The organism is Mycobacterium sp. (assembly GCF_032162105.1).
Classification (GTDB): domain Bacteria; phylum Actinomycetota; class Actinomycetes; order Mycobacteriales; family Mycobacteriaceae; genus Mycobacterium.
Window position 1 is genome coordinate 1 of sequence record NZ_JAVRPS010000152.1, and the last position, 18,887, is coordinate 18,887.

19 protein-coding genes are annotated in these 18,887 nt (G+C 64.8%); 1 reads left to right on the plus strand and 18 read right to left on the minus strand.

Annotation, left to right across the window (positions count from 1 at the left end; all coding sequences use genetic code 11):
- Positions 1–526, minus strand: a 526-nt coding sequence (locus QOC69_RS07550; RefSeq protein WP_526437950.1) for an aquaporin, incomplete at its 3' end; no start/stop codon positions are given.
- Positions 527–562: 36 nt separating this feature from the next.
- Positions 563–1,033, minus strand: coding sequence for an ArsI/CadI family heavy metal resistance metalloenzyme (locus QOC69_RS07555; RefSeq protein ID WP_526437979.1), 471 nt, complete (start codon positions 1,031–1,033; stop codon positions 563–565).
- Positions 1,034–1,127: 94 nt separating this feature from the next.
- On the opposite strand from QOC69_RS07555, the gene QOC69_RS07560 reads away from it, so the two are divergent.
- Positions 1,128–1,487: an Rv2640c family ArsR-like transcriptional regulator gene (locus tag QOC69_RS07560; RefSeq protein WP_526437952.1), complete on the plus strand. Its 360-nt coding sequence runs from the start codon at positions 1,128–1,130 to the stop codon at positions 1,485–1,487.
- A 313-nt stretch (positions 1,488–1,800) separates the two neighbouring features.
- Here QOC69_RS07560 and QOC69_RS07565 read toward each other — a convergent pair whose 3' ends face one another.
- The 16 genes from QOC69_RS07565 to QOC69_RS07640 form a co-directional block, all read right to left on the minus strand.
- Complete coding sequence (locus QOC69_RS07565; RefSeq protein ID WP_526437954.1) at positions 1,801–2,112, minus strand: hypothetical protein; 312 nt, start codon at positions 2,110–2,112, stop codon at positions 1,801–1,803.
- A gap of 206 nt (positions 2,113–2,318) precedes the next feature.
- Entirely contained in the window at positions 2,319–3,728 is a 1,410-nt protein-coding gene (locus QOC69_RS07570) for an NtaA/DmoA family FMN-dependent monooxygenase (protein ID WP_526437956.1), read from the minus strand.
- Positions 3,725–4,657, minus strand: a complete 933-nt coding sequence (locus QOC69_RS07575) for a MetQ/NlpA family ABC transporter substrate-binding protein (protein ID WP_526437958.1) — start codon at positions 4,655–4,657, stop codon at positions 3,725–3,727. The genes QOC69_RS07570 and QOC69_RS07575 overlap by 4 nt, the downstream gene beginning before the upstream one ends.
- 36 nt (positions 4,658–4,693) lie before the next feature.
- Positions 4,694–5,377, minus strand: coding sequence for a methionine ABC transporter permease (locus tag QOC69_RS07580; RefSeq protein WP_526437961.1), 684 nt, complete (start codon positions 5,375–5,377; stop codon positions 4,694–4,696).
- Complete coding sequence (locus QOC69_RS07585) at positions 5,374–6,375, minus strand: methionine ABC transporter ATP-binding protein (protein ID WP_526437963.1); 1,002 nt, start codon at positions 6,373–6,375, stop codon at positions 5,374–5,376. Before QOC69_RS07585 ends, QOC69_RS07580 begins: the two co-directional genes overlap by 4 nt.
- Positions 6,376–6,839: 464 nt before the next feature.
- Positions 6,840–8,336, minus strand: coding sequence for an adenylate/guanylate cyclase domain-containing protein (locus tag QOC69_RS07590; protein WP_526437965.1), 1,497 nt, complete (start codon positions 8,334–8,336; stop codon positions 6,840–6,842).
- Between the two features lie 34 nt (positions 8,337–8,370).
- Positions 8,371–8,736 (minus strand): hypothetical protein, encoded by a 366-nt coding sequence (locus QOC69_RS07595; protein ID WP_526437981.1) that lies wholly within the window; start codon positions 8,734–8,736, stop codon positions 8,371–8,373.
- 88 nt (positions 8,737–8,824) lie between these two features.
- Positions 8,825–9,340 (minus strand): Rv2253/PknI dimerization domain-containing protein, encoded by a 516-nt coding sequence (locus tag QOC69_RS07600; RefSeq protein ID WP_526437967.1) that lies wholly within the window; start codon positions 9,338–9,340, stop codon positions 8,825–8,827.
- Between the two features lie 70 nt (positions 9,341–9,410).
- On the minus strand, positions 9,411–11,045 hold the full coding sequence (locus QOC69_RS07605) for an MCE family protein (RefSeq protein ID WP_526437983.1): 1,635 nt from the start codon (positions 11,043–11,045) through the stop codon (positions 9,411–9,413).
- Positions 11,045–12,325, minus strand: a complete 1,281-nt coding sequence (locus QOC69_RS07610; protein ID WP_526437969.1) for an MCE family protein — start codon at positions 12,323–12,325, stop codon at positions 11,045–11,047. The genes QOC69_RS07605 and QOC69_RS07610 overlap by 1 nt, the downstream gene beginning before the upstream one ends.
- On the minus strand, positions 12,322–13,782 hold the full coding sequence (locus tag QOC69_RS07615; RefSeq protein WP_526437971.1) for an MCE family protein: 1,461 nt from the start codon (positions 13,780–13,782) through the stop codon (positions 12,322–12,324). The genes QOC69_RS07610 and QOC69_RS07615 overlap by 4 nt, the downstream gene beginning before the upstream one ends.
- Positions 13,779–14,867, minus strand: a complete 1,089-nt coding sequence (locus QOC69_RS07620) for an MCE family protein (RefSeq protein WP_526437973.1) — start codon at positions 14,865–14,867, stop codon at positions 13,779–13,781. The genes QOC69_RS07615 and QOC69_RS07620 overlap by 4 nt, the downstream gene beginning before the upstream one ends.
- Positions 14,867–15,892, minus strand: coding sequence for an MCE family protein (locus tag QOC69_RS07625; RefSeq protein ID WP_526437985.1), 1,026 nt, complete (start codon positions 15,890–15,892; stop codon positions 14,867–14,869). Before QOC69_RS07625 ends, QOC69_RS07620 begins: the two co-directional genes overlap by 1 nt.
- Positions 15,892–17,169 (minus strand): MCE family protein, encoded by a 1,278-nt coding sequence (locus tag QOC69_RS07630; protein WP_526437975.1) that lies wholly within the window; start codon positions 17,167–17,169, stop codon positions 15,892–15,894. Before QOC69_RS07630 ends, QOC69_RS07625 begins: the two co-directional genes overlap by 1 nt.
- Before the next feature lie 10 nt (positions 17,170–17,179).
- On the minus strand, positions 17,180–18,025 hold the full coding sequence (locus tag QOC69_RS07635) for an MlaE family ABC transporter permease (protein WP_526437977.1): 846 nt from the start codon (positions 18,023–18,025) through the stop codon (positions 17,180–17,182).
- A gap of 13 nt (positions 18,026–18,038) precedes the next feature.
- Positions 18,039–18,851 carry an MlaE family ABC transporter permease gene (locus QOC69_RS07640; protein WP_184445426.1) on the minus strand — a complete coding sequence of 271 codons (813 nt, stop codon included), beginning with the start codon at positions 18,849–18,851 and terminating at the stop codon, positions 18,039–18,041.
- Positions 18,852–18,887 lie beyond the last annotated feature (36 nt).

An 18,887-nucleotide genomic window follows, 5' to 3' on the forward strand; every position in this document is an offset into this window, starting at 1 on the left:
TCACCGCTGGGTTGGCGAAGGACGTGGAGCTGGTAAACCAATAGGCCGCACCGATGTACGCGCCGACCGCAGCCGCAGACCGTGCGGCTTGTCCGCTCCTCGCCAGGGCGAAGATGAGAGCAACGAGACCTGCCGTCGCGACTACTTCACCAACGAGATGCCCGGTAGAAAGTCGTTCCTTAGTCGCAATTTCGATGATCCGCCGGTCGAACATCGCATTTGCAAGGATCGCCCCGGCGATGCCGCCAACCGTCTGGGCAACCGTGTACGCCACTACCTCGAGCGCACCCAGCCCCGCGCCGGATCGTCGCCCAAGCAACCAATCAGCCAGCGAGACCACTGGATTGAAGTGAGCGCCCGAGACGGGGCCAAGCATCAGGATGAGGACGGCCAACCCGAACGCCGTGGCCGTCGAGTTTTCCAGCAGCTGCAGCCCAACGTCATTGGGTGAGAGTTGAGCGGCCGCGATGCCCGACCCGACGACCACGGTCACGAGGAGTGCCGTGCCCGTGAACTCGGCCAGCAATCGCCGCCACGCGCCGTCAATCACCTGCTGTCCGCGCTAGCGGCAGCACGTCGCTGCCGCCACCTCGGCGGGCGCACCGGTGCCGCAAGCGCAGCCGCCGTTCTCATCGGCGGCAAGCAGCTCAGGGGTTGTGCCGAAGGTTTCGGAGTCAGCGAGAACCGTGTATACCTCCCACTTTTCACCCGCCGGGCCGGTGACCCAGACCTTGTCTTGCTGCGCAAAGCAACAGGTGGTGCCGATCTCCTCCTCGGTGAACATGCCAGCATTGGCAAGCCGCGCGATCTCGTCGTGCACGATGTCGCTGGACTCGACCTCGACGCCCAGGTGGTTCAGACTTCCCCCCTTACCGGGGTTTTCGATCAGGACCAGTTTGAGCGGCGGCTCCGCGACGGCGAAGTTGGCGTACCCCTGCTTCACCTTGGCCGGCTCAGCATTGAACAACTTGGAGTAGAAGGTGATCGCCTCGGCGAGGTTGTCGACGTTGAGAGCGAGTTGAACACGGGACATGAGGACCCTCCAGACCTGTGAGACATATATCGAACTATGGTCGATCATGTCTACCTCTTCGACATATGTCAATGTCTCTGGCAAGATCGGATCCATGCCCAAGACACTGCCGGTCGTCGACATCTCCGCGCCCGTGTGCTGCGCGCCGGTTGCGGCCGGACCTCTGGACGACAACGCAGCTTTGGGCATCGCCCTGCGGCTCAAGGCGCTGGCCGATCCGGCCCGCGTCAAACTCGTCTCGCTGCTCTTCAGTTCAGCCGAGGGCGAGGTGTGCAGCTGCGATCTCGCCCAGGCGGTTGGCCTCACCGAATCCACCGTCAGCCATCATCTGACGCAGCTGCGGCGCGCCGGGATAGTCGAGTCGGAACGGCGTGGGATGAACGTCTATCACCGACCGAGGCGTGATGCGCTCGTCGCGCTGTGCTCGGTCCTGGACCCCAGCTGCTGCGCCTGACTGAAACCGGTAGCGAGCGTCGCCCAGAGTCGCCAATCCGCGTACACGCCCCGTACCGCGATCACGCCGCACTTCGGCGGGTGCTGACCGGGCCGCCGGCTCCGATGCCAACACCGGCACCAACCCCGGTAACAACCACACCGGCTCCGAGGGCGGCGACGGCGGCGACGGCGCCCCGGGCGCCTGATCGAGACGGATCGAGCCGCACTCTGCCCTCGGGCAGGGTGCGGCTCGATCGCGAAATGGCACTGCGACCAAGGTGCTCGGCAATCAGCGGCGCCGTGACGGCGGCGCGGCGGCGACGGCCACGGCGTCAGTCGAGGCGGATCACGTACGTGCCGTCCTCATCGCGCTCAATCTCGCGATCCCACGTGTTCAGCCACACGGGCGTGTCGGTGCGAGAGCCGATGAAGGCGTTACGGATCGCGCCGCCGGGCTGAAGATGAACACTCCACTCGTCGCCCGTCGCGACGATGCTCACGACCTCTTCGCCGTCCGCGCGGCGGATGGACAGCACGCGCGCGTTCTCGTCCTGCTCGGACGTTTCGATGTCGTCCTCGGTCAGCTCGCCGTCTGAAATCAGCTCTGCAAGTTCGGCGTCGGGATCGGGCTCGTCGTCGTGCACGGCGCCACTGTACCCAGCGATCGAGGGCGCTGCAGACGGGTTTGCTGCGGCACCACCCAGCCCTCGCGGTGCCACGGCACGATGGTTGCCGCAAGCGTGACGACGACCCGCGCTTCCTTGTTCGGGGACCGTGAGGTGATCGACGTGGCCCGCGCCAGACACTGGCCGCTACAGCGGCTACCGGCTGAGTGTTGCTGCCGCGCAGCTCAACCCGCGGCGCGGACCGGATTCCCGACGTCGTTGAGCAGGTCGTTGTCGGCGAAGGCCCCGCGATGGGCGGCGGCCGGGTGCGTGTCGGGCAGTCGGTCACCGCGGCCCAGCAGCTTGTGACGCAACGTTCCCGACTTGTCAGTGGAGAGCAGCCCCCGTTCACGCAGCGTCGGGAAGAGACGGTCGGCCACCTCCCGGAATGAGCCAGGGACGGTCGCGTGATAGACGTTGATCCCATTGACGCCGGCCTCACGCCACTCCTCCAGGCGATCCGCAATCTCCTTGGCGGTGCCGACGACCCGGTTTGCCCCCTCCATCACCCAGGCCATGTCACGGATGGTCGGCTCGTCGTTGCCGGACACTTCGGCCGCCCAGCGCTTGAAGCTCTGCACGCCCGTGAACTCACCGAGTTGGCTGATCGGAGTGTCCAGCGGCAAGCTGCCTGCATCGATCCCGGCATCGCCAAGGGCGTGCAGCGCGATGCCTTCCAGGTCGAGGTGTCGCTTGAGTTCGTCGTTGCGGCGGATCGCTTCGGCGTGGGTGTCACCGATCACGAACGACAGACCTTGGGCAAAGGTGATGTCCTCGGGGTCGCGGCCGTTGTCGGCTGCCAGCGCGCGGGTCTCGGCGGTCAGCTGGTGCGCAGCCTCGGGGGTCGGACTGCTGATGTAGACACCCTCGGCATTGCGGGCCGAGAAGAGCTGGCCGGCAGGAGATGAGCCTGCCTGGAAGAGAACTGGTGTGCGCTGCGGCGACGGTGACACGAAGTGGGGACCTTCGACCTTGTAGCGCTTCCCGACGTGGTTGATCTTGTGGATCTTCGTCGGGTCGGAGTGGATTCCGCGCTCCTTGTCCTGCACGAGTCCGTCTTCATCCCAGGAGCCCTCCCACAGCTTGTAGGCGACGTCGACGTACTCATAGGCCCACTCGTAGCGCTCGTCGTGATTGAGCGTTCCTTCGTGGCCGAAGCTTCGAAACACGTTCTCGTTGAAGCTCGTAACGATGTTCCAGCCGAGACGGCCGTCGGTGTAGTGGTCGAGCGAGGACATCCGCCGAGCGAAGTTGAACGGATGGTCCTGGACGACCGAGCTGGTGAACACGATGCCGAGGTTCTCGGTGGCAGCGGCGAGCGCCGACGCCAGTACCGACGGGTCGTTGACGGGGATCTGGATGCCACCTTCGACGGCCTTCTTCCAGTTTCCGTTCCACGGCGCACGTAGCCCGAAGACGTCAGCGAAGAACAGGAGGTCATATCCTGCCTTGTCCACTTCCGCTGCAACTCTTGTCCAGTGGCGCAGCGAGTTGAACTTGTGGTTCTCTGCCTCCGGAGCACGCCAGAGACCGTGCAGCACATGGGAAGCGGTGTTCATGACGAACGCCGAGTAGTACAGCGGGCGCTTGCTCACGGGGTCGTCGCCTGTTGTCCGGACTGCGATTCCGGGTTGATGGGACCGAGTGTGTTGCGGATCAGTTGGTTGTCCGTGGTCTGCAGGAACTCGGCGATCTTCGGGTCCTTGAAGGTCTCGATCAGCTTCTGCACGTTGGGGTCGTTGAGGTGCTTGTCGCTGACGACCAGTCCACCCTCACTGCCCTTCGGTGCAGGCTCGCGGGCGATGATCTGCTTCTCGGTGAGGCCCGCGGCGTAGACGTCGGAGATGTGAACGACGATGGCGTCGACGTCAGCGAGGCTGCGAGCCAGCTGGCCGATCGGCACCTGGACGAACTGGTAGTTCTTGGGGTTCGTCTGGATGTCCCCCAACTGCGGCAGGCCTGCCAACGTGTCCTTTCCCGGCTTCAACGTGATCTGCTTGTCGTAGGCCAGGTCGAGCAGCGCGATCGCCTGTCCGGCTGGGTCGTCGCGCAGCGCGATCTTGGCACCGTTCGGCACTTGGTCCCAGCTGCGGTACTTGTCGGAGTACGTCGCCTGATCCCAGGTGAACGTTGGTGCGGCGAGCGTGAGCTTGAATCCGTTGGCCGCGACGGCGTCGTTGAGGAACGGCTGGTGCTCGAAGAAGTTGCCTGCGACGGTGCCCGCGTCGACGGCGCGGTTGATCTCGATGAGGTTGTCGATCTTCGTCGGCTCGATGGTGATGCCGTGCGCGGGAGCAACCTCGTCGGTGATGTACTTCAAGAGGTTCTCGGCGGCGATGTCGGTGCTCCAGGTCGCGACCTTGAGGTTGGTGCCGAACGGCTTGTCCTCGTTGGAGACGTTCGCGTAGAGCGCCCCACCGGCGATGACGATTACGGCACCCACGGCGACGGCGATCCACGGCCACCGCTTCTTCTTCTTGATCTCGATGTCGTCATCGACGGGTGAGGTGGTCTGGTCGGTCATCGACGTTCCTTCTGCTAATCGGGGATAACTGAGGAGTCAGCGCGTGAGGGCTTTGACGAGGCGGTCGCCGACGAACTGGACGACCTGGACGGTGATGATGAGAACGATCACCGTCGCGATCATGATGTTGTGGTCAAAACGGTTGTAGCCGTAAGTGATTGCCAGGTTTCCTACACCGCCGGCGCCGATCGAGCCGGCAATGGCCGAGTACTCGATCATCGCGATGACGTTGACCGTCAACGCGCCGGCGAGGGCCGGGAGAGCCTCGGACAACTGGACCGTCCGGATCAGCTGTACGTGCGTGCCGCCGGAGACCTGGCCCATGTCGGTGACGTCGGATCGCACGTCCCGCAGAGCATTCTGCACGAGTCGTGCGAAGAACGGCACACCCGCAGTCGTCATCGGCACGATCGCTGCCGCGATGCCGATCGTGGTCCCGACCAGCAACCGCGTCACCGGGATGATCGCCGTCATCAGGATCAGGAACGGCAGTGAGCGGCCCACGTTGACGATCGTGTTGAGCACGGCGAACACCTTCGGCTCCGGAAAGAGCCCGAAAACGGAGGTGTTGTGGAGGGTGATCCCGACAGGAGTGCCAATGAGCAGGACCAGCACCATGGTGATGCCGACCATCAACCACGTCTGCCCGTAGGCAGGCAGGAGCAGGTCGGGGACCTTGTCCCAAGGCGTGCTGAAGTCCTCCCCCGCGGCGAGGTTCATGCGGCTGTCTCTTCGGAGTTGGCGTTGACGGCCGCCACATGCAGTCCGCGCTCCTTGAGGTAGCTTTCGAAGCCGGCCGGTGCGGACGGGGAGATGGCGAGGATCGCGCGCCCGACCGCCACTCCGCGGATCGCCTCGACGCTGGCGCTGAGCACGCTCACCTGCGCGCCCGAGATACCGGGCATCGTGTGGATGGACGTGAGCCAGTCGAGCGGCACGTCGCGCGAAGCGTACGAGACCTCCCAGATCTCGCCGGAGCCCCGAAACGGCACGCTCGGCCGGTCGGGAAGCAGTTCACGGGCGAGCGAGGAGGTCGGGTCGAGGATGACGTCGTCGACGGAGCCACTCTCGATGATGCGGCCGCCGTCGATGCGAGCCACTGAGTCGGCGATCTCTCGGACGACCTCCATCTCGTGGGTGATCAAGATGATGGCGAGGCCGAACTCATCGCGAAGATTGCTGAGCAGCGTAAGGATCGCCTTCGTCGTGGCTGGATCCAAACCCGCGGTCGCCTCGTCCGAAAGCAGGTAGGACGGGCCAAGGGCGAGCGCACGGGCGATCCCGACCCGTTGCTTCTGTCCCCCGGAGAGCTGCGCGGGGAGGTACCCGCTGCGATCGGCAAGGCCAACTCGGTCAAGCAACCCCGTAACGCGCTTCTCGATGGAGCCGTCAGTGGCTCCTAGATACTCCAGCGGCAGCGCGACGTTCTGGGCGACCGTACGGCGCCGCAGCAGCGGCGCAGTCTGGAAGATGACGCCGACACTGCGACGCGCCGCGAGGAGCTCGGGACCATCCAACCTGGTGAAGTCCTTGCCGTCGACGCGAACGGTGCCACCGGTTGGACGCTCCAGGAAGCTCACGCACCGCGACAGCGTCGTCTTCCCTGCGCCACTGGGGCCGACGACGGCAAGAATCTCGCCGTTGGCAACGGACAACGAGATGTCATCGAGGACGATGCGGTCCCCGAACCGCTTGGTCAGGTTCTCGATCTCGATCATGTGGGCTCTCTAGTTTGAATGGACACGGCTCTCGCATCCACGCAGCATCCGTCCTTCGGACGGGAATCAGGGGCGACTTCCAGACGCGATCCGAGCACAGAGTTTCCCGGGTCTGAATGGTCAGACAGGCTGTCAACCTACGCATGTCGGCGTCGGCTGCACAGGTTACGGATCTGGCTGATCCAAAATGCAACATCGATAGGTCTTCGCTTGCAGCTCTTCAGATGTCGCTCACGAGTGAGCTCAACTGACCGCGACGGTCCGCAGACCGTCGCTGCGGACCCGTCCGCGCACACCGCGTGCGTCGTCAACTTCGCGGACAACACGATCTCGGTCATCAAGCGCTAGCCCGTCACGGCGCGCCAAGGCCCGAAGTGCCCGGTTCCAGGGACCCGATCCCAGGGCACCCGCGGACGGCAATGCGTCGAGCCGCAACACCAGTTCGAATGCAATCCCTCGGTGTTTCAATCATTAAGCATTGGTTCCGCCAGCTCCGTGACCGCCGATCGGCCGCGAAGCGCCGCGGACCCCCGCATTACCCAGTGGCACCGTTCGGTTGCCTGGGCGCGGGCGATCGCATCGCCGGACGCCAAAACTCTGGAGTGCCAATCTTTGGCGTGATCGGCCAATCGGGCGGCCTCGTTGACTACGTCACCGATGACCGTATATTCGTAGCGGTTCTCAGCGCCGATGTTGCCGGCGAACACCGGACCCGCGGACACTCCGATACCGAAGTCCACAAGGGGCAGTTTCTTTAGCTCGGCCCCGAGCGCTCTTGCTGTCGCGAGCGCGGCCGACGATGGATCTTCGATGCCGAGCGGGGCCCCGAAGACTGCCAGTACGGCGTCGCCTTCGAACTTGTTGATCAGACCCTGCCGATGATCGACGGCGGCGACCACGATGCGGAAGAAGTCGTTGAGGATCTCCGCTACTGCCTCTGGTGGGCGGGACGCGGCAATTGTGGTTGATCCCACCAAGTCGACGAACAATACGGCGACCTCTCGGACGTCGCCGGACAGCGAGTCGTCTTGTTGAAGTGCGTGGCGCGCAACGTCGACGCCCACGTGGCGTCCGAAGAGGTCGCGGAGCTGTTCGCGTTCCTGCAGTCCTGCCACCATGCGGTTGAACCCGATCTGCAGGCGGCCGATTTCGGAGGGTTCGTACACCTCGACGAACGCCCCGCTTTGGCCTCGTTCCACCTCGGTCATCGCGACGACGACGTCGCGAACGGGATCCGAAATCGACCGGGCAACCAAGACCATCGCCCGAAATCCCAAGAGGAGCGACACAGCGGCGAGCACCAGAATTGGCGTTTCGACTGGCGCTGATTTCTGGACGAACCATCCGTTGGAGCGCGCCAACACAATCAGCGCGATCCCCGCCGTGGGCAGCGCACTGAAGAGGACCCAGGTAATCATCAATCGTGCCAGCACGCCGGGCATTTCGCCGGTAGCCGTTGCCGTCTTCATCGACGCCGCAAGGATCGGGCGCAAGGTCCGCTGCGTTATGAGGTAGCCCAGGCAGGCGGTGGTGGCGCCCCCTACCAAGATGGCGGCACCGATCACGTACGCGACACCACCGCCAGAGTGGAGGTTGACCAGAGAAAACACCACACCGCTGGCTGCCCAGATACCGAACTGGACGAGGGTCTGGCGAGTAGCGATGCTCAGGGCCGCGCGTTGTTGTGCCGGTGTCGGTTCGGCGCCCTCGGCGAACCAGCGGAAGGACGGAACCATGTTGAGGACTCCGGCGACTGCACCGACTGTGGCCGAGACTGCGACCAGACCGCACAGCGCGATCAGATTCCTCGCCGTGAGCAGGTTGCTCGCGTCACCGACCGTGTTTCGGGTGAGCGAGACGATTACCAATGAGACTGCCGCGGCGGCGAGGATGTGCGCGAACGTCAGCCCCGCCGCGTAGCCGGCTCCGAGTCGAATGGCCGCTTGCCGCCGGCTAGCCATTCATTGCCCGTGCTCGGGAGTGGCGGGCCCAATCCTAGGTGTCACCGCGTACCCAGAGCGATTGCCCATTCGTTGCGATGCAGGTGAGGAACATCCCATCGGGCGCTTGCGCGACGTTGTTGTCGTAACCCACGCAGTTGCTGTCGAGTTCTTTGATACCTGCCATCGAAGGTGACCGGAAGTATCTGGGCGCGAACCTTCTTGGCGAGCCGCAGAAGACCAGCCTTCCCCACGACGTGGTCGCGAACACGTAATAGGTGGTGCTATCGCACGGTGCGCCGATGACCGCGCCGGGGGCGATGCCCGGCGTGCAACTGGGGACGTCGCAGGCAGTCGGTTCGGCGGCGGCAGGCGGTGCGGCCACTATCCCGGCGGCCAGCAGCACAGCGACCGCCAGCATGTCGAATCGAACCACGTTACGAGCCCGTGGGCCAAGGAGGTTCGACGTTTCCCGGACTGCTGTTCGCCTGCGATCCGCGGTCATCGATCTACGCCACCTCGTCCAGCCTGAACGGCATCCTGATGACAAGCAGTTTGTTGACGCCGCAGGCGCCGCTGGGGCCGGTCGTTCTCTCCTCGCCTGCCAGCGTTGGCGACCCGACCGCCACGTAGCCCGTCGCGTCGACGGGCCAGAATCTGTACCTCTGGTGGCCGGGGGCCGCGGTGCCGTCGGGACACTTCTCCCAGTTCGGAACTTCGCGCTCGACGATCCATGCGTCGCTGTTGTGGCGAATCGGTGCGGTCCAGCCCTGGTCACTCGTCACCTGGCCGGTGCAATCGACGGGGTTGGAACACGTAGACGTGATAGTCCAGGTGCTCCTGACAGTCGTCTCGTCGTGGTAGGAATCGTTCGTCTTCGCCCAATCGCCGTTCGACGTCGCGAGGTAGGTCCCATTGAGGGCCAGGTCATCTCCGGAAGCGCGGGCGGACGCCGGTGTGCCCACGCCGACGATCACCGCCACCGCGACCGCGGTTGCGCCGGCGATCACACCACGTGCGCTCATCACTCGCTCCTCTACGCAAAACGCTGACTTGCGATCGACGGAGCCGATCGAGAGGCCGGCTCGGCCGAATCTAGGTGGGCAGCATGTCCTTCCATGTCTTGGGCGCCGCCTGCGCCACTAGGTCCGACTGTTTGAACACCTGGCCGTCGGGAGTGACGTACATGCCTGTGCCCGGGTTGTATTGCGCGACGGCGACCGAAGGCCCCGCCCCCGACTCGGCGGTGCCGAACGAACTCGGAGCTGCGGGCGCCACACCACCATCGGCGGCGGTTGGTGGTGGAGCCGCAATCGGTGATGGCGGTGCCTCCGCGGGTGGCGACGGAGTCTGAGCGGGCTCTGGTAGCGGTGGAGCACCCTCGGGGCCTTCAGGTGCCGGCGGCGGAGGCACTCCCGGTGGCATCGGCGTTCCCTCCACCGGACCGAAGATGTGGTCGCCGAAGGTAACCCGGTCATCGGGCGGGATGCCCTGCGAGATGAGGTTCGGGTCCAGCGGATAGGGGCCGGTTGCGTGTTGGCGCAGCGCCAACGGTTGATACCCGTTGGGGTCGTTACACAATTGGACGGTCGGCGCGCGCTTCCCGGGGTGCCCCATGCAGGGGTAGTTGCGGGCACCGCGAACCACGATGGGTGAATCCTGAGGCAGTTTGCAGTACAGCCCGTCGGGGGTATCGACCGTGGATGTGTCGGCTGGGGATCGCCACTGCGAGGGTGGGAGAAACCCGACCGTGCACGCGGGCGGATCGCCGGCGCTGACGCCGAAGTCGCCAAGGGGAAACCCGGTCGGGTTGTTCCTGGACAGGCCGAACGCCTGCGTAGAGGCCACCGAGGGCGGTAGCAACACCAACAGTTGTTCCAATGACGGGCGGTATGTCACCGCGACCTGGCCGATTGTGGTGAGGTTGGCGAGCAGCACCGGCAGGGTGAGTTTCACCTGGTTGAGGAGTCGAGACACCTCGTTGGCGGCCGCAGGCCCGGTTTGCAGAAGCGTACGCACCTGCGTGTCGTCCATCACCACCTGCTCCGTGACTCCGGCCAGGCTGCGCGCCCAGGTCCTGATCGCGTCGGTGGTGTCGGCTTGCGAATCCAACAGCGGCGCGGCGTCGTCGACCAGGGTCCGCGTGGAGTCGGCGACGCCGTTGACGTCGCCGACCACCTTGGCTGACGAGTCGAACAGCGAACCCAGGTCGTAGCCGGCCCCGTTGAAACCCTTGAACGACTCGTCGAGCAATCCGCTGAGCTTGTCCTTCGGAATGCTGGTGATCAGGGCACTGACCTGATCCAGCATCGGGCCAACCGATTGCGGAATCGTGGTGTCGCGCGCCGGGATTACCGAACCGTCCTTCAGGTAGGGCCCCGAGTCTGTGCGTGGCCGCAGGTCCACGTACTGCTCGCCGACCGCCGAGATGCTGCGCACCTCCGCCTGCAGGTCCGCCGGGATCCTGGGCGACGTGTCAAGGGATAGCGTCGCTTTCGGGCCGTTCGGCGTTAGCCCGACCGCGGTCACCTTGCCGATCTGGACTCCTCGGTAGGTCACGTTGCTGAAGCGGTAAAGGCCACCGGAGGCGGGCAGCTCCAACGTGACGGTGATGCGGCCGACACCGAGCAGGGTCGGCGCCTGAATGTAGGAGAAGACCATCACCAGCACGCCGACAATCGACGCAATCGTGAAGATCGTCAACTGGATTCGGACGAAACGCGTCAGCATCATCCACCCGCAAAAATCTGAAGTGGCGAACTTCCGGGCGGTGGCGGCGCTTGTGCCGACATCGGCGGAACCACCGGCAGCAACGGCTCCGTCACCGGTGGCATGGACCCGGCTTCGGCGGGCACCGCCAGCGCGGGTGCGTCCGGCGGCGGCGCAGCATCCGCGGGCGGCGGGTTGACGCCGACACCGAGGGGGTTATAGCTGTAGTTCAGATACCACGGGTCCCCCGGCGCCGGCACCAACTCAGCGCCCTCTTGACCCCAGCGGGTGCCCAAGAACAATGTCCGCTTGAGTCGGGGAACCGTAAGGTCGAGGATGGCGTAGAAGTTCACGTAGTCGCCTCGGACGGCTCGGTCGATGAAGCTCTGGGCGTACGGGTATACCGTCGCTTGGGCAATCGCGGCATCCAGGTCCGGTCCGATGTCGGCGAGCGCTTTGATCGTCGGCTCAAGGTTCTGCAAGTTCTTCACCAGGTCGGCCCGCGTGTCGTTGACGAGCCCGCTGGCGGTGTCGCTGAAAAGCCGCAGCTTGTCCAGGGCCGTCGTGATGCGCGGCCGCTCTTTGTTCAAGACGTCCAGTGCCGGCGGTATCTTGCGCAGCGCTTGGGTGATGACGTCGCGCTGTTCGGCGAACGTCGCGGCAAGTCGGTTCAGTGCCTCAACGGAGGCGATGATGTTGTCATGCTGTTGGTCGAGCATGCCGACGAAGGTGTCGAGGCGAGTGATCAGGTCGCGAACCTGGTCCTCACGGCCGGACAAGGCGGCGTTGAAGTTGTGGATGATGTCGCCGATCTGCCCCAGTCCTCCGCCGTTGACGACGGCCGACAGCGATGACAATGTCTGCTCGGTCGACGGATACGTCGAAGACCTGTTGAGTGGAATGGTGGCGCCCGGTTGCAGCCGCCCGGTCGGCGGCTGGCCGAGCGGCGGGTTGACGGCGAGATGCATGGATCCCAGCAGGCTGGTCTGCCCGACGCTTGCAACAGCGTTCGCGGGGATGACGACATCGGGTTTCACGGAGATCTCGACGTCGGCATGCCAGCCTTGCACCGTCATCTTGCCCACGCTGCCGATCACGACGTCGTCGATCATGACCGGCGAATTCGACTCCAGCGTACCGACATTCGCGATCTCGACGTGGTATGTGATGGCGCCGGTCCCCCGGCCTACCGCGCCGGGTAGCGGCAACGAATTCACGCCCTGGAAGGCACATCCTGTCGCCGTCACCGCGACGCTGCACGCGATGACGAGCAGTCGGCGCGTCGATCGTGCGCCCATCATGATGGTGGTGTCCCTTCCGCGGGGAGCGGTGCGCCGGGCAGCGGCCCGCTGGGCGCCGGGGCCTCAGCCGGAAGCAACATGTCTCCCACGCTCGTCGGCGCGGCGGGCACCGGCGCTCCCGGAAACAGTGCAGGTGACGGAAAGGCCGGCAAATGATCGGGTGCCGACGGGCCAGGTGCTACTCCAGGCGGCTGCCCATACCCCGGGGGCGGCGGCACATCTCCGTTCAGCCCCGTGTACGCGGACACCGTGGGCGGTATTTCGGGCGGCCCGGGCGTCGGGCCGGCGCCGCCGGGTGCCAGGCTCGGGTCGGAGTAGACGATGTTGTCCGGGCTTGCCGACTTCGTCAGGTACGGGTTGACCGGAAACGGCAAGTAGTTGAAGTTGAGCAAGCGCATCGCGGGGCCGAGGTACTGCGCGCACAGCTTCGCCGTTTCGGGCGCGGTGATGTTCTCGATGCCGCCGATCGCCGAGCAGAAGAACGCCACGGGGTTGGAGAAGTTGTTGACCACGAACTGGCCGACGGCAGCCCCGGTGTCGGGGTTGTAGATGTTGTAGAAGTTCGCGAACCCGTTGGGCGCCGCGTGAAGGACGTTTTCGAGGTCCATGCGGTGATCGACGAGGTTCTGGGTGACGTTGGTCAGCCGCTGGATCTGCTCGGCGGTCTGGTCACGACTTCCCGCGATGAACCGCTGCACGTCGCCGACCGCCACCGAGAGGTCGGTCAGCGCGGCATCCAGATTCGACGTGCTGTCGTTCACCACGCTGGTCAGCGTGGCGAGCCGGTCACCGAACTGCACGATCTGGGTGTTGCTGTCGCGGAGGGCCGTGACGAATGTCTGCAGATTCTTGATGATGTCGACGATGTTGCCGCTGCCGTCGGCCAGGATCCGCCCGACCCCGGACAGTTGAGCCAATGTCTGCCGCAACTTGTCGCCGTTACCGCCCAGGGCGTCGGCGGCGCTGTCGATGAACCGTGCTACCGACGTGCTGGAGACCTGGCTGGTGGGCCCCAAATCCGTTGCCAATCGCATCAATTGGGCCTTGACCTCGTCCCACTCGACGGGTATCGCCGTCCGTTCGACCGGGATCACCGCGCCGTCGGGCATCGTCGGGCCGCTGGACCGGTATGCCGGCGCGAGCTGGACATAGCGGGCCGCGACCAGATTTTGGGCGACGATCACCGCCTTGGCGTCGGCTGGGATGGCCACGTCGCGATCGACGTCCAGCGTCATCTTGGCCTGAGTTCCCTCGGGCTGGATGGAGGTGATGCTGCCGACCTTGACGCCGGATACCCGCACCTCGTCACCCGGGTACACCGCGGTGGCGGTGGTGAAGTAGGCGGTGATCGTCTTGGGCCGGAAGAACGCTTGCCGGACGACCAGTGCCGCGCCGACGACGAGCAGCGCTGCCAGGATGACAGCCAGCATCGCCGCAAACCGCTTGCGGGACATCATGGGTGGTCCCCCGGCTGTGGGATTCCGTTGTAGGGGAACGGCAGCTCGGCCCGAGGCCCGGCGTTATCCGGCGGTTGCCCGGCGTCGACACCCCGTCTGAACCCGAATGCATAGTCCAGGAACGGCTGCAGCATTTGTGCGGGTACGAGATTGGGCACGAACGCCTGGTAGAAGGGACCGTTGGCGACGGCCTCGCCCTGGGTGATCTCGAACTTCGCCAGACCCGGCAATGCCTTGGCGATGTTATCGCGGTTGCGCTCCAGCATCGCGGTGACCGAATTCAGTTTCTGCAACGCCGGCTCCAGCTCCTGTTCGTTGTCGTGCACCAGACCCGACAGCTGTTGGGCCAGCGCTGATGTGTTGGCGAGCAGGTCGACGATCGCCTGCCGGCGCGCCACCAGCACCCCGAGCAGGTCGTTGGCGTTGAGGATGAGCGTGTTGAGCTGTTGGCTGCGTTGCGACAGGATTCCGGTGACATCGCTGGCGCTCTTGAGTAGCGCGCCCAGCGACTCGTTCCGGCTGTTGAGCGACCGCGACAACCGGGTCAGGCCGTCGAAGGTCGGTCCCAATTGCGGTGCTATCCGCTCGATCGTCTCGGACAGCGTGTCGAGGGATTGGTTCAGCGAACCGGTGTCGGTTCCCGCGGCGTTCGTCGTGAGGTCGCTGACCGCCTCGGTCAGCGAATACGGCGAGGACGTGCGCGCGACCGGGATCACGTCGGACGGATGCATCGTCCCGGCGCCCGCCGACTCCAAGGTCAGTGCCCGCTCACCCAGCAGCGTGCCCGTCCGAATGTGGGCGGTGGTGTCCGACCCGAGCGCAACCGCCCCGTCGATGGTGAACGTCACCAAGGCATCGCCGTGCTGCAGCGCCACGTCCGACACGGCGCCGACCTTGATGCCGGAGACGGTCACGTCGTTGCCGGGGGCGAGTCCGCCGCCTTCGGAGAACAGCGCCTGGTATCTGATCGCCGTCGCCATTGACCACAGCCGCTGGGGCTGAAGCCCGATCGCGATGACAAGGACGATCAGGACAACGCCGATGAATCCGGCACGAATGAGATTGGATCCGCGATACTTGAGCATTAGGGCTCGCTGCACCTCCCGCCTTCTTGTTTGACCCAGGGAAAGACCACCGTTCGGCCCTGCAGGTCGCTGGCCCGGAGGCTGATTCCGCAGAGGTAGTACGGGAACCAGCTGCCGTACGAACCGAGCCGGACGAGTTTGCGGTAGTTGTCCGGCGCCTTCTGAAGTGCGAGGTCGATGCGGTCCTTGTCCTGATCGAGCAGCGGGGCCACTCGATTCAGCTGGTCCACCGTGCCCGCCAGCGGCGGGCGCGCATTGGTCAGCAGGTCCGCGATGGACGCGGTTCCGTTGTCGAGGGACTCGATCGCGGCTCCGATCGGATCGCGGTCTTGCGACAGGCCGGTGATCAGCTTTTCCAGACCGTCGATTGCGCTGGAGAACTTGTCGCCATCCTTGGCGAGCGTGGCCACCACCGTGTTCAGGTTGTCGATCAGCTGTTCAACCACCTGACCGTTGTCCGCCAACGCGTTTGAGAACGACGATGTCTTCGATAGGAGAGACTCCAGGGTGGCGTCCTGGCCCTGGAAGACCTGTACGAGCGAGGAGGTGAGCGCGTTGACATCCTGCGGGTTCAGGCCCTGGATCACTGGTTTCAGCCCACCGAGCAGCAGATCGAGGTCCAGTGCGGGCTCGGTACGGTCGACGGGAATCTGCGATCCGGCTGGCAGCACCCGCGTCGAGCCGGGACCGTCAACGAGCTCGAGATAGCGATCGCCGACCAGGTTGAGGTAGCGCACTGCTGCCTTGGTGCCTGCGGTGAGTACGACGCCGTGGTCGGCGTCGAACTGCACCACCACCGTCTTGTCCGTGCGCAGCGAGACGGCGTTGACGGTGCCCACCCGGATTCCGGCGACCCGCACGGAGTCTCCGGGCTCAACGCGCGATGCGTCGGCGAACACGGCTGAATAGCCATTGGTCGCACCGGTGCGGTATTGGCCGAAGATGAGGAAGAGGAAGGCGGTCAGCACCGCCATCACCACGACGAATGACGCGAACTTCAGGAACGTCGCGCGTCCGGACCGCATCATCCGGGCTGCCCGATCTGCGCGGAGTTGCGCGGTGGGCCGTCGATCGGCCCGAACAACAACTGCTTGAGGCCGTCGGAGTTCAGCAGGATTCCCTGGTTTCCGTACTTCCAGGGACTGGCGCCGACGTCGGCGACCAGGAACGGTGGACGCACCCCGGCGGGCACGTTCGGCAGGCCCTGGCAATGCGGACCGCCGGTTGCGGCGACCTTCGGGAGGTCGCTCGGATAGCGATAGCGGTCGACCCCGAGCGCGAAGCTGATCAACACTTCGGCACCGGGCTCGGGCAGTGGCGGATTCTTGGTGAATGCCACCAGGCCGGCCAGCGCGCAGTTCAACCCTTCGTGGTACTGGCTCGTCAGGTCGGTGGTCGGCACCAGCAGATGCAGGACATCGGTCAGCGGCTGCCTGTTGGTGCCCACGACGTCGTTTCCGATGTCGGCCAACCCAATCGCGCTGACCAAGAGCGTGTCCAGGTTTTGTTGCTCGTCGACGAAGGTCTGGCTGATCCGCGTCGCGTTGTCGGCGGTCTTGATGAGGTCCGGCGCCGCATCGGCGTAGGCGTTGAACACGTCGGGCGCCACGGCGATGTCATGGCTCAGATTCGGAAGACTCGGCTCCAACTTGGCAAGAAGGGAATCGAGATCAGTGAGCATCTGACCGATCTTCTCGCCACGGCCATTTAATGCGGACGCGATCGCCCCAAGAGTCTCATTGAGCTTTTCGGGCTCAATCGTCGACAGCACCGACCTGAGTTGCTCGAACACCGTGTTGATCTCCACCGTCACGCGTTTGGCGTCGAGTACCTGCCCGGCAGACATGGCCTTCGGCGACGGCTCGGCAGGAGGGATCAGCTGAACGTACTTGGCGCCGAACACCGTTGATGACGCGATGTCCACGAGCACATTGGAGGGAATGAGATGCAGCGTAGACGGTTCCATCGCCAGGTGAATCGCGGCTTGGCCGTTCGGCCGTTCCTCGATTGAATCGACCTTGCCGACCTGCACGCCGAGCATCTTCACCTTGGCATCGGGATTCATCACCAGGCCGGCGCGTTGCGAAATCACGGTGACCGGAACGGTTTTCGTGAAACCACCACGGAACAGCCCGACGGCAAGGGCGACAATGGCGACAATGGCGACAACCATCGCCAGACCAGCAAGTGGACGCGCGTACCCGCCCGCGCCGAAACTAAGCCCAGGCGATGCAGCGACAGGAGTAGCGACGCTGGCGGTTTCAGACCGGTGGATCGGACCCGGGCCCAGGTTTTGCGTCACGACTTGTCCCCTATCCCGACAGATTGAAGTTGCCGTTGGAGCCATAGATGGCAAGCGAGACAAGCAATGTCACCGATACCACCACGACAAGGGACGTACGCACCGCATTGCCCACCGCGACACCAACACCAGACGGACCTCCAGTGGCGAAGTAGCCGTAGTAGGTGTGGATCAGCAGGATGGCCAATGCCATCAGAATCGCCTGCAAGAACGACCACAACAGGTCGATCGGGTTGAGGAAGGTGTTGAAGTAGTGGTCGTACAAACCGCCGGACTGCCCCAACAGGAAAACGGTGGTGAACTGGCTCGCCACGAACGACAAGATGACCGCGATCGAGTACAACGGCGTGATCGCGATCATCCCCGCGATGATCCGGGTGCTGACCAGGTACGAAATGGGCCGGATGGCCATGGATTCAAGCGCGTCGATCTCTTCGTTGATCCGCATGGCACCCAGTTGCGCAGTCACCCCGGCGCCGAAGGTGGCGGCCAGGCCGATGCCCGCGACGATCGGTGCCGAGATGCGGACGTTGATGAATGCCGCCAGGAATCCGGTCAACGCTTCGATGCCGATGTTGCCCAGCGAGCTGTATCCCTGCACGGCCAGCACGCCGCCGGTCGCCAAGGTCAAGAACCCGACGATCACCACGGTGCCGCCGATCATCGCCAAGGTGCCTGCGCCCATGCTGATCTCGGCGATGAGGCGGATGATTTCACGCGTGTAGTGGGTGGCCGCGAACGGCGCCCCGGCGATTGCCTTGCCGTAGAAGAGCGTGTGGTCGCCGATCCGGCCCAGAAGCGAGATCGGCTTGCCGAGCTGGTGGGTAGCTTGCGGGTAGAGGGCTCTCAGTGTCATCGCAGCCACGTGGTCACCGGGCCGTCATTTGGATGCCGATGGCGGTGACGACGACGTTGATGACGAACAGCGCCATGAATGCGTAGACCACGGTTTCGTTGACGGCGTTGCCCACCGCCTTGGCGCCACCGCCGGATATCGTCAGCCCGCGGTAGCAGGCCACCAGGCCGGCGATCAGGCCGAACAGGGCGGCCTTGACACAGGAGATGATGACCTCGGGGACTCCGGTCAGCAGGGTGATGCCGGCCGCGAACGCGCCGGGGTTGACGCCCTGGACGAACACCGAGAAGAAGTAGCCGCCCAGGATGCCGATGATGACGACCAGGCTGTTGAGTAGCAGCGCCACCAGACCCGAGGCCAGCATCCGCGGGGTCACCAGGCGTTGCACCGGGTTGATGCCCAGCACTTCCATGGCGTCGATCTCCTCACGGATGGTGCGCGAACCAAGGTCGGCGCACATCGCCGTCGCGCCGGCACCGGCCACGATGAGCACCGTCACGATCGGACCCACCTGGGTGACCGCGCCGAACGCCGCACCGGCACCGGACAGGTCCGCCGCCCCGAGTTCGCGCAGCAGGATATTGAGGGTGAAGCTGACCAGAACGGTGAACGGAATCGCGACCAGCAAAGTGGGAGCAAGCGCAACCCTAGCCACGAACCAGGCCTGCTCCAGAAACTCTCGGCCCTGAAAGGGCCTGCGGAAGACGAACTTGACCGCGTCGGCCGACATTGCGAACAGCCCCCCGACGGCCTGCATCCCCGCAGAGAGACTGCGCGGCGCTGAAAGGCCCGGCGACCAGCGGTCCACCGATGATCTAAACCCCATCAGATCCCGGTCCGTCCAGAACGGTGACGGCCACCA